12 protein-coding genes are annotated in these 13,563 nt (G+C 72.1%); all 12 read left to right on the top strand.

From position 1 onward, the window contains the following. The first annotated feature begins 8 nt into the window (after positions 1-8). Positions 9-1,223 (top strand): cytidylyltransferase domain-containing protein, encoded by a 1,215-nt coding sequence (locus ACJ6WD_RS04570; RefSeq protein WP_407615162.1) that lies wholly within the window; start codon positions 9-11, stop codon positions 1,221-1,223. A gap of 123 nt (positions 1,224-1,346) precedes the next feature. Further along, on the top strand, positions 1,347-2,300 hold the full coding sequence (locus ACJ6WD_RS04565) for an N-acetylneuraminate synthase family protein (protein WP_233657043.1): 954 nt from the start codon (positions 1,347-1,349) through the stop codon (positions 2,298-2,300). A 151-nt stretch (positions 2,301-2,451) separates the two neighbouring features. Next, on the top strand, positions 2,452-3,606 hold the full coding sequence (locus tag ACJ6WD_RS04560) for a hypothetical protein (RefSeq protein ID WP_331250016.1): 1,155 nt from the start codon (positions 2,452-2,454) through the stop codon (positions 3,604-3,606). Positions 3,607-3,771: 165 nt separating this feature from the next. Next, on the top strand, positions 3,772-4,986 hold the full coding sequence (locus ACJ6WD_RS04555) for an amidohydrolase (RefSeq protein ID WP_407615212.1): 1,215 nt from the start codon (positions 3,772-3,774) through the stop codon (positions 4,984-4,986). Positions 4,987-5,062: 76 nt separating this feature from the next. Further along, the gene (locus tag ACJ6WD_RS04550; protein WP_233657042.1) at positions 5,063-5,908 is read left to right on the top strand and encodes a helix-turn-helix transcriptional regulator; all 846 of its coding nucleotides are present in this window, start codon (positions 5,063-5,065) and stop codon (positions 5,906-5,908) included. Further along, the gene (locus ACJ6WD_RS04545; RefSeq protein WP_233657041.1) at positions 5,887-6,174 is read left to right on the top strand and encodes a DUF397 domain-containing protein; all 288 of its coding nucleotides are present in this window, start codon (positions 5,887-5,889) and stop codon (positions 6,172-6,174) included. The genes ACJ6WD_RS04550 and ACJ6WD_RS04545 overlap by 22 nt, the downstream gene beginning before the upstream one ends. A 194-nt stretch (positions 6,175-6,368) precedes the next feature. Then, on the top strand, positions 6,369-7,406 hold the full coding sequence (locus ACJ6WD_RS04540; protein ID WP_016574954.1) for a BMP family protein: 1,038 nt from the start codon (positions 6,369-6,371) through the stop codon (positions 7,404-7,406). Between the two features lie 198 nt (positions 7,407-7,604). Continuing rightward, a complete protein-coding gene (locus ACJ6WD_RS04535; RefSeq protein WP_016574955.1) occupies positions 7,605-9,128 on the top strand; it encodes an ABC transporter ATP-binding protein in 1,524 nt (507 codons plus the stop codon). Continuing rightward, entirely contained in the window at positions 9,125-10,315 is a 1,191-nt protein-coding gene (locus ACJ6WD_RS04530; protein WP_374206776.1) for an ABC transporter permease, read from the top strand. Before ACJ6WD_RS04535 ends, ACJ6WD_RS04530 begins: the two co-directional genes overlap by 4 nt. Beyond that, entirely contained in the window at positions 10,312-11,598 is a 1,287-nt protein-coding gene (locus ACJ6WD_RS04525; protein ID WP_331250014.1) for an ABC transporter permease, read from the top strand. Before ACJ6WD_RS04530 ends, ACJ6WD_RS04525 begins: the two co-directional genes overlap by 4 nt. A 56-nt stretch (positions 11,599-11,654) precedes the next feature. Then, positions 11,655-12,062 (top strand): cytidine deaminase, encoded by a 408-nt coding sequence (locus ACJ6WD_RS04520; RefSeq protein WP_016574958.1) that lies wholly within the window; start codon positions 11,655-11,657, stop codon positions 12,060-12,062. Between the two features lie 109 nt (positions 12,063-12,171). Then, positions 12,172-13,449 carry a thymidine phosphorylase gene (locus ACJ6WD_RS04515; protein WP_233657039.1) on the top strand — a complete coding sequence of 426 codons (1,278 nt, stop codon included), beginning with the start codon at positions 12,172-12,174 and terminating at the stop codon, positions 13,447-13,449. Positions 13,450-13,563: the final 114 nt, after the last annotated feature.

Here is a 13,563-nt window from a genome sequence, read left to right as displayed (position 1 = left end):
AGAGCCCCATGCCCCCCACCGTTGTGGCCGTCATCCCCGCCCGCGGCGGCTCCAAGGGCGTCCCCGCCAAGAACCTCGCAGCCGTCGGCGGCGTCCCCCTGGTGGCCCGCGCGATCCGCGAGTGCCGCGCCGCCCGGCTCGTCACCGACGTGGTGGTCTCCACCGACGACGCCGGGATCGCCGCCGCCGCCCGCGGCGCCGGCGCGATGGTCATAGCCCGGCCCGGCGAGATCGCCGGCGACACCGCCACCAGCGAGGCCGCGGTCCGGCACGCCATGGACAGCTACGAGGCCGAACAGGGCCGCCCGGTCGACGCGGTGCTGCTGGTCCAGTGCACCAGCCCGTTCCTCACCAGCGAGGACATCGACGCGGTGGCCGCCGCGGTGGTCGAGGACGGCGCCGACAGCGCACTGACCGTCGCCCCCTTCCACGGCTTCGTCTGGCGCGACGCCGACGCCGCGGTCGACGCGGTCGCCGGGGCGGACGCCACCGCCGACGGCGGCCACGGCGTCAACCACGACAAGTCCTTCCGGCCGCGCCGCCAGGACCGCCCGCAGGACCTGCTGGAGACCGGCGCCGCCTACGCCATGGACGCCGCCGGCTTCCGCACCAGCGGCCACCGCTTCTTCGGCCGCACCGAGCTGGTCCGCACCGACCCGGCCCGGGTGCTGGAGATCGACGACCCGCACGACCTGGCCCGCGCCCGCGCCCTCGCCCCGCTCCTCGACGGACCCCGCCCCGGCGCCCTGCCGAGCCGTGCGGACGTCGACGCCGTGGTCCTGGACTTCGACGGCACCCAGACCGACGACCGGGTGCTGGTCGACGCCGACGGACGGGAGACCGTCGCCGTGCACCGCGGCGACGGCCTGGGGATCGCCGCGCTGCGGCGCGCCGGGCTGGACCTGCTGATCCTGTCCACCGAGCAGAACCCGGTGGTCGCCGCTCGGGCCCGCAAGCTCAAGGTGCCCGTCCTGCACGGCATCGACCGCAAGGACGTCGCCCTCAAGCAGTGGTGCGAGGAGGCCGGCGTCACCCCGGACCGGGTGCTCTACGTCGGCAACGACGTCAACGACCTGCCCTGCTTCGACCTCGTCGGCTGGCCGGTGGCGGTCGCCTCCGCCCACGACGTGGTCCGCGGCGCGGCCCGCGCGGTCACCGCCACACCCGGCGGCAGCGGCGCCATCCGCGAGATCGCCGGCTGGCTGCTGGGCCCCTCCCTGTAACTCCCGCCCAGCCCTGTAACGCCGTTACAGCCCGCCGGCCTGCCCTTCCCCGACCCACCCACTGCCCTTCCCCCACCCGCCTCCCCTGATCCACCACCCTCGAACAGAACGAAGGAACCTCCCATGAGCAGCACCTCCCGCCTCCGCTCCCTCGGCGACCGCCCGGTCGGCCCCGGCCGCCCCGTCTACATCACCGGCGAGATCGGCATCAACCACAACGGCGACCTGGAGAACGCCTTCGCGCTGATCGACGCCGCCGCGGACGCCGGCTGCGACGCCGTCAAGTTCCAGAAGCGGACCCCCGAGGTCTGCACCCCGCGCGACCAGTGGGACGTCGAGCGCGACACGCCCTGGGGCCGGATGACCTACATCGACTACCGCCACCGCGTGGAGTTCGACGAGGACGGCTACCGCGCCATCGACGAGTACTGCAAGAAGCGCGGCATCGCGTGGTTCGCCTCCCCCTGGGACGTCGAGTCCGTCGCCTTCCTGGAGAAGTTCGACGTCCCCTGCTACAAGGTCGCCTCCGCCTCGCTCACCGACGACGAGCTGCTGCGCGCCCTGCGCGCCACCGGCCGCGCCGTCATCCTCTCCACCGGCATGTCCACCCCCAAGCAGATCCGGCACGCCGTCGAGGTCCTGGGCAGCGACAACATCGTCCTCTGCCACGCCACCAGCACCTACCCGGCCAAGGCCGAAGAGCTCAACCTCCGCATGATCCACACCCTCCAGGCCGAGTACCCCAACGTCCCGATCGGCTACAGCGGCCACGAGACCGGCCTGCAGACCACCCTCGCCGCGGTCGCCCTCGGCGCCACCTTCGTCGAGCGGCACATCACCCTCGACCGCGCCATGTGGGGCTCCGACCAGGCCGCCTCCGTCGAGCCGCAGGGCCTGACCCGCCTGGTCCGCGACATCCGCACCATCGAGGAGTCCCTCGGCGACGGCGTCAAGAAGGTCTACGAGAGCGAGCTCGGCCCGATGAAGAAGCTGCGCCGGGTCACCGGCGTGGTCGCCGAGGCCGAGGCCGCGCAGGACGCGGACGCCGCGGCCGACCGCGCGCCGGCCGCCGTCTGACCGGCCGAGCGGAGTTCGCGACGTGGACTCACCCGACGGGACCCGCGCCACCAGCGCCGAGGTCCCGCCCCAGGAGGCGGCGGGGACTCCCGCCCGCCGCCTCCTCGGGGTGCCCCGGCAGCGCCACCGGACCGACCCCAGCGGTGACGACATGACCCCCGCCCCCACGGACACCGGGACCCTCGCCTTCGTCGAGAGCCCGGTGCAGCTGCTGAACGTCCTCGAATGGGCGCACGCCGCCCGCGCCGCGGCGCTCACCGTCGTCGTGCTCTCCCCGCACGACCCGATGACCCGCGGCCAACTGCGCCGGATGGCCGAACTCGCCCGCGACGAGGGCCACACCCTGCGCTGGGAGGAGGCCCGCGGCGGCGCCACCGCCCCGCTGCGCACCATCGGCGGCCTCACCCCCCTGCTCCGCCGGGCCCACCGGGTCGTCCTCGGCGACCCGTTCTCCCGCTACGTCCAACTGCTCCTGGGCCTTACCCGCGCCCGCGACCTGGTCGTGGTCGACGACGGCACCGCCACCATGGAGTTCATCGGCCAACTCGCCCGCGGCGAACGGCTGGTGCGCTGGCACCGGCACGGCTCCGGGCGCGGCCCCCGCGACCTGCTCTTCGCGCCGTTCGCGGCCACCGCGCGCCGCCGCCTCACCCCCGGCCCCGAGGGCGCCCGGCGCCGCCGCACCGTCGCCCTCTTCAGCTCCATGCCCGTCGAGGTGCCCCAGGGCATGGCGGTCACCGCCAACGACTTCGCCTGGACCCGCGGCCGCTTCGGCCCGCCCCGCCTGACCCGGACCGCCGACATCGTCGGCACCTCGCTCGTCGAGACCGGCGTCGTCGACACCGACCGCTACCTGGCCGCGGTCGCCCGCCTGGCCCGCGCGCACGGCGCCACCCGCTACTTCGCGCACCGCCGGGAAAGCGCCGGCAAGCTCCACCGGCTGGCCACCGAGACCGGACTGGAAGTGGTCCGCCCCGACCTCCCGCTGGAACTCATCGCCCGCCGCGGTCCGATCGGACGGCTGGTCCTCAGCTTCCCGTCCACCGTCGTCCACACCCTCCCGCTGGCCCTGAAGGGAACCGGCGTGCAGGTCGCGGTCTGCGACATCGACCCCGCCTGGCTCACCGCGCACGCCTCGCCCCGCGCCCGGGGCTTCCTCGACGACGTCACCGGCACCGCCCGGGACGTGCGGCGCCTGCCGGGCGCCGACCCCGACGACCGCACGCGAAGACGCCGCGCCGCGAGCGGACCCGGCGACCCCGCGCCCCCACCGAACGCCGTGGCCGAACACGGTGATCGAACCTGAGAGCAGAACCTGACAGGGAGCGATAAAACCCTGCTTCATACCCCTGCCAAATTCGGTCCATGCACCCAGCTGCCTAAAATTTCTTCCCCTGAGGGGCTGAACTTTTGTTGATCGAGGGCCAGTTGCCCCGTTCGGACCCGTAACCTTCAACGGGTGAACCAACTGATGTCCCACACCGCCGACGACCCGCTCGCCCCCGCCCTGCCCGGTACGCTCCCCGCGGAACTACGCGCCGAACTCGTCGCGTTCCGACGGGACTTGCACATGCACCCCGAGCTGGGCAACCAGGAGTTCCGGACCACCGCGGCGCTCAAGGACCGCCTGGAGCGGGCCGGACTGCGCCCCCGCGTCCTGGCCACCGGCACCGGCCTCGTCTGTGACATCGGTACGGTCGACGGCACCCCGGGCAGCGCGGCGGGCGAGCGGCTCGCCCTGCGTGCGGACATCGACGCCCTCCCCATCCCCGACACCAAGACGGTCGACTACGCCTCGACGGTCCCCGGCCGCGCCCACGCCTGCGGCCACGACGTGCACACCACCGTGGTGCTCGGCGCCGGCCTGGTCCTCGCCGAGCTGGCCCGCCAGGGCCGCCTGCCCCGCCCGGTGCGGCTGCTCTTCCAGCCCGCCGAGGAGGTCCTGCCCGGGGGCGCCGCCGAGGCCGTCGAGTGCGGGGTGCTGGACGGCGTCGGGCAGATCCTCGCGGTGCACTGCGACCCCCGCGTCGACGCCGGCCGGATCGGCCTGCGGACCGGCCCGATCACCTCGGCCTGCGACCGGCTGGAAGTCACCCTCGAAGGCCCCGGCGGCCACACCGCCCGGCCACACCTGACCACCGACATGGTCACCGCCGCGGCCCGGGTCGCGGTCGACGTGCCGGCGCTGATCGCCCGCCGGGTCGACGCCCGGGCCGGCCTCGCCGTCACCTGGGGCCGCCTGGAATCCGGCCACGCCTGCAACGTCATCCCGCAGCGCGCCGCGCTCTCCGGCACCGTCCGCTGCCTGGACCTGCACGCCTGGCGGCAGGCGCCGGACCTGGTCCACGCCGCGATCGACGAGGTCGCCACCCTGCACGGCGCCAAGTCCCAGATCGACTACGTCCGCGGCGTCCCCCCGGTCGTCAACGAGGTGGACAGCGTCCAGCTCCTGCACGACGCGATGGCCGCCCGCCGCGGCACCGCGTCCGTCGAGGACACCGAGCAGTCCCTCGGCGGCGAGGACTTCTCCTGGTACCTCGAACACGTCCCCGGCGCCATGGCCCGGCTCGGCGTCCGCCCGCCGGGCGAGCTGAGCAGCCTCGACCTGCACCGCGGCGACTTCGACGTCGACGAGCACGCGATCACCGTCGGCGTCGAACTCTTCACCGCGGCGGCCCTGCTCTGAGCCGAGCCCCTACCGGGGAGCGTTCGAACTGATTGCCTTCTGTTCGGCACGCGTTGCCCCACGGGATGGTGGCGGCATGAGGTACGCACCGAAGACCCTGACCCCGTACGTCTCCGCCCGCCACTACTTCGGCTCCGAACAGCGCCGCCACCGCGAGGTCGCAAAGCTGTCGCTGGTCCAGCTGGCCGACATCGTCAACTCCAGCAAGAGCAACCTGGCCCGCGTCGAAACAGCGGAACTGATGCCACCGCCGGAACTGCCGTCGGCGCTCGACGCGGCCTTCGGGACGGAGAGGTACTTCTTCGGGTTGTACCAACTGGCGAAGAAGGAGATTCATCCGGACAGGTTCCGCCGGTACATGGAGTTCGAGAGTCAAGCGACCGTCATCGAGGACTTCGCGACGAACGCCGTCCCCGGCCTGCTCCAGACCCGGGCCTACGCTCACGCCTTCTTCGGCTACTGGCCAGGCGCCACGGCCGAACAGGTCGAGGAACGTGTGCAAGCGCGCCTGCTCCGCCAGGAGAGGCTGCGGTCGGTGCATCCGCCGCGCTATTCCGCGATTCTGGACGAGGCGATCCTGCACCGCCCCGTCGGAGGCCCCGAGGTTATGCGCGAGCAACTGGCTGCCCTGCTAGCGCAGATCGACACGTCACACACCATGATCCAGGTGCTTCCGTTCCTACACGGCGGATACGCCCTGATGGAAGGCCCGTTGAAACTTCTGACGCTTCCCAGCGGCCAGGGGGTGGCGTACGAGGAAGGCCGTATGTCCGGGGATTTGCTGGAGGTCCAGGGAGACGTGGCCCAACGGAGGGCGCTCTACGATTCCCTTCGGGCGTACGCGCTGTCTCCCCGGGATTCCGCGGCGCTGATCCAGCACCTGATGGAGAGGTACGAGCCATGCGCACCAGCATCGACCTGAGCACCCTCGCCTGGCGCAAGAGCAGCTACAGCAACATGGACGGTGGCAACTGCGTCGAGGTCGCCGAGATCATCCCCGTCGCCTGGCGCAAGAGCAGCTACAGCAACATGCAGGGCGGCGACTGTGTCGAGGTCGCCGACGGCCTCCCCGGGCTGGTCCCCGTCCGTGACAGCAAGAACCCGGACGGTCGGGCCCTTGTCCTCCCGGTGGCGGCCTGGTCGGCGTTCGTCGCGGCGATCAAGGTCGAGGAGATAGCCGCTCGCTGAGCGTACACATCGCGCCACATCCCGCCGGTACGGGCGGTCGGCCTCACGCCGGCCGCCCGTGGTGTTTCCGGGGGACGCCCTGAGAGACGAATCGGTAACGGCAACGCAGTGGAGGGTTTTGCGCCAGGTCTACGCGCGTTAATCTCCCGACAAGTCAGCGCCACTGGGGGCGCTTACAGCGAAGGGAAGGCCCCGTGCGTCGGGTCATCAGGGTTGTCGCCGCGGCCACCGCCACCGCGTGTCTCGGGCTCACCGCCACCGCCTGCGGCCAGAGTTTCGCCGAGGCCAACCGCGCGACACACGCGGGTGTCGGGCTGGCCTTCGACATCGGCGGGCGGGACGACCACTCGTTCAACGAGGCGGCCGCCCGCGGTACGGAGAACGCCCGCAAGCAGCTGGGCGTCAAGGTCAAGATGCTCACCGCGAAGAACGGCGAGACCGAGGCGGACCGCGAGCAGCGGCTGACCTCGTTCGCCGAAGCCGGGTACAACCCCGTCATCGGGGTCGGCTTCGCCTACAGCCAGTCCGTGCAGAACGTCGCCAAGGACTTCCCCGACACCACCTTCGGCGTCGTCGACGCGGTGCCCACCGGCAAGAACGTCGATGCGATGGTGTTCGCCGAGCACGAGGGGTCGTACCTCGCCGGGGTCGCGGCCGCGCTGAAGAGCAAGACCCACAAGGTGGGCTTCATCGGCGGCGTGAACAACGCGCTGATCCAGAAGTTCCAGGCCGGCTTCGAGCAGGGCGTGCGCGACACCGACCCGAAGGCCAAGGTCGTCTCGCAGTACCTGTACCCCAACAACGACAAGGGGTTCAACGACCCGGCCGCCGCCAAGGCCAAGGCCCAGGGCATGCTCGACAGCGGCATCGACATCATCTACTCGGCCGCCGGGCAGTCCGGCGCCGGCTCCATCGAGGCGGTCAGCAAGGTCAAGGGCGCCTGGGCGATCGGGGTGGACTCCGACCAGTACCGGCAGCCGGGACTGGCCCGCTACAAGGACCACATCCTGACCTCGGTGGTGAAGAACGTGGACGTGGCGGTCTTCGACCTCATCAAGAGCTGTGAGCAGCACAAGCCGCTCACCGGCGTCCACACCTACGACCTGAAGCACGGCGGCGTCTCGCTGGCCACCTCGGGCGGCTTCATCACGGACGTCCAGCCGCAGATCGACGCGGCCCGGAAGAAGATCATCGAGGGTCAGGTGAAGGTCAAGGAGACGCCGAAGTCGTAGCCTCCCGGGGCCGCGCCCGGCAGGCCCGTGCGAGCGCCGCCGGCACCGCTTCCCCGCTCCGTCCCACCCCGTCCGCTCCTTCCGCTCCTTCGCCCCTGAGGGGAGTGCGCCATCAACGCAGCACCCACCAGCAGCCCGCCCGGTCAGGACGCCCCTGCTGTAGAACTCCGCGGGATCACCAAGAGGTTCCCCGGCGTCGTGGCCAACCACGACATCCACCTCACGGTCCGCCGCGGCACCGTCCACGCCCTGTGCGGCGAGAACGGTGCCGGCAAGTCCACCCTGATGAAGATCCTCTACGGCATGCAGAAGCCGGACGAGGGCACCATCGCGCTCGACGGCGAACAGGTCGCCCTGCACTCCCCGGGCGACGCCATCGCCCGCGGCATCGGCATGGTCCACCAGCACTTCATGCTCGCCGACAACCTCACCGTCCTGGAGAACACCGTCCTCGGCGCGGAGAAGCTGCACGGCATCGGCGCCGGCGCCCGCGCGAAGATACGGGAGATCTCCGACGCCTACGGGCTGAACGTCCGGCCCGACGTGCTCGTCGAGGACCTGGGCGTCGCCGACCGGCAGCGGGTGGAGATCCTCAAGGTGCTCTACCGGGGCGCCAGGACGCTGATCCTCGACGAGCCGACCGCGGTCCTCGTCCCGCAGGAGGTCGACGCGCTCTTCGACAACCTGCGCGAGCTCAAGTCCGAGGGTCTGACCGTCATCTTCATCTCGCACAAGCTGGGCGAGGTGCTCTCGGTCGCCGACGACATCACCGTCATCCGGCGCGGCACGACCGTGGCCTCCGTCGAACCGGCCGGGACCACCCCCAAGCAGCTCGCCGAACTCATGGTCGGCAGCGAACTGCCGTCGCCCGAGACCCGCGAATCCACCGTCAGGGACGAGGAGCTGCTGCGCGTCGACGACGTGCGGCTGTCCGCCACCGACTCCGACGGCGTGGTCCGCACGGTGCTGGACGGCATCTCGTTCACCATCCGCAAGGGCGAGGTGCTCGGCGTCGCCGGTGTCGAGGGCAACGGGCAGGCCGAACTGGTCGAGGCCGTCATGGGCATCCGCACACCGGACGGCGGGACGATCACCCTGGACGGCACCGACCTGTCGCGGTCCTCCACCCGCGCCCGACGCGAGGGCGGCATCGGCTACATCCCCGAGGACCGCCACCGGCACGGCCTGCTGCTGGACGCCCCGCTGTGGGAGAACCGCATCCTCGGCCACGTCACCGAGCGCCCCAACAGCAAGGGCCGGCTCCTCGACCTGGCCGGCGCGCGCAAGGACACCGAGCGGATCGTCGCCGAGTACGACGTCCGCACCCCCGGCATCGAGGTCACCGCGGCCTCGCTCTCCGGCGGCAACCAGCAGAAGCTGATCGTCGGCCGCGAGATGAGCCACCACCCCAAGCTGCTGATCGCCGCCCACCCCACCCGCGGGGTCGACGTCGGCGCGCAGGCCCAGATCTGGGAGCAGATCCGCGCCGCGCGCCGGGAGGGCCTGGCGGTCCTGCTGATCTCTGCCGACCTGGACGAGCTGATCGGCCTGTCCGACACCCTGCGGGTGATGTACCGGGGCCGACTGGTCGCCGACGCCGACCCCGCCGTGATCACCCCGGAGGAGTTGGGCTCCGCCATGACCGGTGCCGCCAGCGGCCACCTCAGCGCGTCGGACGACTCGGTCGACACCGCCGCCGCCCAAGGGGGTGACGCGCAGTGAGCACGTCCACCCCCACCCCAACGGCCAAGAAGCCCGCCGCCGTTGACGCCATCGCCCGCAGCGCCGCCCGGGACAAGGTCCTGCTGGGCATCGCCGCACCGGTGCTGGCGATCGTCGCCGCGATAGTGATCAGCTCGCTGGTCTTCCTGGCGTCCGGCGAGAACCCGTTCCGCGCCTACGGGATCATGGCCGACTACGGCCACTACAGCGACAGCCAGGTCTGGATCGTCAACAAGGCGGTGCCGTACTACCTTTCGGCGCTCGCGGTGGCCGTCGGCTTCCGGATGAACCTCTTCAACATCGGGGTCGACGGACAGTACCGACTGGCCGCCTTCGCCGCGGCCGCGGTCGGCGGCGCCGTCGCGCTGCCCGGCGCCCTCCAGATCATCCTGCTCATCGTCATCGCGATGCTGGTGGGCGCGATCTGGTCCGGCATCGCGGGCCTGCTGAAGACCACCCGCGGGGTCAGCGAAGTGATCACCACGATCATGCTGAACTCCATCGCGGCCTCGGTGATCGGCTACTTCCTCCAGGACGGCCGGCTCGCCATCAAGGACGGCAACCTCCTGCACACCAAGTTCCTGCCGGAGTCCAGCCACTTCTTCTCCTTCCCCACCCACCCCAAGCCAGTCGAGGGCTTCGTGGTGGTCGCGGTGCTGGCCGGGGCCGTGTACTGGTTCCTGATCAACCGCACCCGCTTCGGCTTCGACCTGCGGGCGGTGGGCGCCTCCGAGCCGGCCGCCGAGGCCAGCGGCGTCAGCGTCAAGCGGATGGTCGTCATCAGCATGCTGCTGTCGGGCGCCGCGGCCGGCCTGGTCGGGATGCCGACCCTGCTCGGCGAATCGTTCCAGTACGGCACCGACTTCCCCGCCGGCATCGGCTTCACCGGCATCGCCATCGCACTGCTCGGCCGCAACCACCCGGCCGGCATGGCGTTCGGCGCGCTGCTCTGGGCGTTCCTCGACCGCACCGGCTCCCGGCTGGAGTTCGAGGGCTACGCCCAGGAGATCGTGGGCGTCATCCAGGGCGTGATCGTGCTCTGCGTGGTCATCGCCTACGAGGTCGTCCGCCGCTACGGGCTGCGCCTCCAGCAGCGCAAGGTCGGCGAGGAGCTGGCCGCGCTCGCCCGGACCGGCGACGGCACCGGCAGCGCCGACAACAGTGACAAGCCGGAGGTGACGGCGTGAGTAGCGAACTCAAGTCCGCGGCACGGACCGCGGCCCCCGCGCCCGCGCCCGGCGGCCGGCGCAAGCTGACCTACCCCTGGATCCTGCTGATCATCGCCGGTGCGCTGGTCGCGGTCTCCGCCCTGCGGGCCGTCAGCGGCGCCACCGACCTCACCTCCGGCGGCCAGTTCGGGGCCGCGCTCAGCGCCGCGGTGCCGATCGGCCTGGCCGGTCTGGGCGGTCTGTGGGCCGAGCGCGCCGGTGTGATCAACATCGGCCTCGAAGGCATGATGATGCTCGGCTCGTTCGCCGCCGGCTGGGTCGGCTGGCAGCACGGTCCCTGGGCCGCGGCCGCGGCCGGCATCCTCGGCGGCGCGCTCGGCGGCCTGGTGCACGCCGTCGCCACCATCACCTTCGGCGTCGACCACATCGTCTCCGGCGTCGCCCTCAACATCCTGGCGCTGGGCGCCACCCAGTACCTCGCCACCCTGTGGTTCGGGCAGGAGGGCAGCGCCGCGATGGTGGCCGGCGGCAACGACAAGCAGTCGCCGCCGATGCCCGACATGCCGACCTTCACCGTCCCCGGCCTCGCGGACTGGCTGAACGGGATCGAGGGCCACCACTGGTTCCTGGTCTCCGACCTCGCCGGGGTGCTCGGCGGTGCGGTCACCGGCGTCTCCTGGCTGACCGTGCTGACCGTCGGGCTCTTCGTCGGCACCTTCTTCCTGCTGTGGCGCTCGTCGTTCGGCCTGCGGCTGCGGTCCTGCGGCGAGGCCCCGCTCTCCGCCGAGTCCCTGGGCGTCAACGTCTACGCGTACAAGTACGCGGCGGTCCTGGTGTCCGGCGCGCTGGCCGGCCTCGGCGGCGCCTTCCTGGCGATCAGCGTGCACTTCTACCAGGACGGCCAGACCGGCGGCCGCGGCTACATCGGCCTGGCCACGATGATCTTCGGCAACTGGCGGCCGGGCGGCGTCGCCCTCGGCGCGGGCCTGTTCGGCTTCATGGACGCCATGCAGCTGCGCAGCGGCGGCCCGACCGTGCACGCCCTGCTGCTCGGCCTGGCCGCGCTGCTCGCCGGCCTGGCGCTGGTCCGGCTGCGCGCCGCCAAGCGCGCCCAGGCCGCGGTCGCCGCGGTGGCCGCCGCCGTTCTGGTGGTCTGGTACGCGCTCTCCGACAGCGTTCCGCTGGAACTGGTCGAGGCCAGCCCCTACCTCGCTACGCTGCTGGTCCTGGCGCTCTTCTCCCAGCGGCTGCGGGCCCCGAAGGCGATCGGCAAGCCGTACCGCCGGGGCCGGGGCCACTGACCCGCCGAGGCCCGACGCACCCCGCGCGACGCGAGAGACGAAGGAAGACACCCCGCATGACGCACGACGTGCCGGTCACGATCGACTGGCCCGCACTGCGGACGCAGGCCCGGGACGCGATGTCCCGGGCCTACGCCCCTTATTCCGGCTATCCGGTCGGCGCCGCCGCCCTGGTGGACGACGGCCGCACGGTCACCGGCTGCAACGTCGAGAACGCCTCCTACGGCCTGGGACTGTGCGCCGAATGCGGCCTGGTCTCGGCCCTGTTCGCCAGCGGCGGGGGCCGGCTCACCGCGTTCACCTGCGTCGACGGCAAGGGCGAACTGCTCGTGCCGTGCGGCCGCTGCCGCCAACTGCTGCACGAGCACGGCGGCCCGGACCTGCTGGTGGACACCGCGGCCGGGATCCGGCCGCTGGCCGCGCTGCTGCCGGACGCGTTCGGCCCGGGACACCTGACGCGCTGACGGCCGCGGGAGCCCGCGGACGGCGGGTGTCGCCATCCGCCGTCCGCCCTGGCGACCGCGCCGTCTATGCGTGTAGAACGGGACCTACCCGTTCGAAAGGAATCCGTCCATGGACGCCATCTCCGTCATCCGCACCAAGCGCGACCGCGGTGAACTGACCCCGGAACAGATCGACTGGGTCATCGACGCGTACACCCGCGGCGAGGTCGCCCACGAACAGATGTCGTCCCTCGCCATGGCCATCTTCCTCAACGGCATGAACCGCCGGGAGATCGCCCGCTGGACCGCCGCCATGATCGCCTCCGGCGAGCGGATGGACTTCTCCTCGCTCACCCGCCCCACCGCCGACAAGCACTCCACCGGCGGCGTCGGCGACAAGATCACCCTGCCGCTCGCCCCGCTGGTCGCCGCCTGCGGCGCCGCCGTCCCGCAGCTCTCCGGCCGCGGCCTGGGCCACACCGGCGGCACCCTCGACAAGCTCGAGGCCATCCCCGGCTGGCGCGCCGCCCTGAGCAACGACGAGATGCTGGACGTCCTGCGCACCGTCGGCTCGGTCATCTGCGCCGCCGGCGACGGCCTCGCCCCCGCCGACAAGAAGCTCTACGCCCTCCGCGACGTCACCGGCACCGTCGAGTCGATCCCGCTGATCGCCTCCTCCATCATGTCCAAGAAGATCGCCGAGGGCACCGGCTCCCTCGTCCTGGACGTCAAGGTCGGCTCCGGCGCCTTCATGAAGAACCTCGACGACGCCCGCGAACTCGCCTCCACCATGGTCGGGTTGGGCACCGACCACGGCGTGCAGACGGTCGCCCTGCTCACCGACATGGCCACCCCGCTCGGCCGCACCGCCGGCAACGCCCTCGAAGTCCGCGAGTCCGTCGAGGTACTGGCCGGCGGCGGCCCGTCCGACGTCGTCGACCTCACCCTCGCGCTGGCCCGCGAGATGCTCGACGCGGCCGGCCTCAAGGACGCCGACCCGGCCAAGGCACTGGCCGACGGCTCCGCCATGGACCACTGGCGCCGCATGATCGCCGCCCAGGGCGGCGACCCCGACGCCGCGCTCCCGGTGGCCCGCGAGCAGCACACCGTCACCGCCGCCGCCACCGGCACCCTCGCCACCCTCGACGCCTACGCCGTCGGCCTCGCCGCCTGGCGCCTGGGCGCCGGCCGGGCCCGCAAGGAGGACCCGGTGCAGGCCGGCGCCGGCATCGAACTGCACGCCAAGCCCGGCGACCGGGTCACCGCGGGCCAGCCGCTGCTGACCCTGCACACCGACACCCCCGAGAAGTTCGCCTACGCGCTCGAAGCCCTGGACGGCGGGGTGGAGATCGGCCCGGCCGACGCGGCCTTCACCGCGCGCCCGGTGGTGCTCGAACGTATCGCCTGACCTGCGGTTTTCCCATTCGGGCGAACGGGATCGGTGGACCGACGCCGGTCCCGTCAAGGCCGCGGGATACGCGAAGGCCGGGGTGTCTTCCCCGTCGACTGACGGGGAGTCGAC

This window comes from Streptomyces sp. VTCC 41912, assembly GCF_045799175.1.
In the GTDB taxonomy this organism is placed as follows: Bacteria; Actinomycetota; Actinomycetes; order Streptomycetales; family Streptomycetaceae; genus Streptomyces; species Streptomyces albulus_C.
This window is presented reverse-complemented; position numbering and strand designations above follow the sequence as displayed.

What these genes read in the sequence shown, in the direction of transcription:
- ACJ6WD_RS04545 (WP_233657041.1), top strand. Translation starts at nt 5,887, where the DNA reads ATGCGCACCAGCATCGACCTGAGCACCCTCGCCTGGCGCAAGAGCAGC.
- ACJ6WD_RS04560 (WP_331250016.1), top strand. Translation starts at nt 2,452, where the DNA reads ATGACCCCCGCCCCCACGGACACCGGGACCCTCGCCTTCGTCGAGAGC.
- ACJ6WD_RS04570 (WP_407615162.1), top strand. Translation starts at nt 9, where the DNA reads ATGCCCCCCACCGTTGTGGCCGTCATCCCCGCCCGCGGCGGCTCCAAG.
- ACJ6WD_RS04515 (WP_233657039.1), top strand. Translation starts at nt 12,172, where the DNA reads ATGGACGCCATCTCCGTCATCCGCACCAAGCGCGACCGCGGTGAACTG.
- ACJ6WD_RS04565 (WP_233657043.1), top strand. Translation starts at nt 1,347, where the DNA reads ATGAGCAGCACCTCCCGCCTCCGCTCCCTCGGCGACCGCCCGGTCGGC.
- ACJ6WD_RS04550 (WP_233657042.1), top strand. Translation starts at nt 5,063, where the DNA reads ATGAGGTACGCACCGAAGACCCTGACCCCGTACGTCTCCGCCCGCCAC.
- ACJ6WD_RS04555 (WP_407615212.1), top strand. Translation starts at nt 3,772, where the DNA reads ATGTCCCACACCGCCGACGACCCGCTCGCCCCCGCCCTGCCCGGTACG.
- ACJ6WD_RS04520 (WP_016574958.1), top strand. Translation starts at nt 11,655, where the DNA reads ATGACGCACGACGTGCCGGTCACGATCGACTGGCCCGCACTGCGGACG.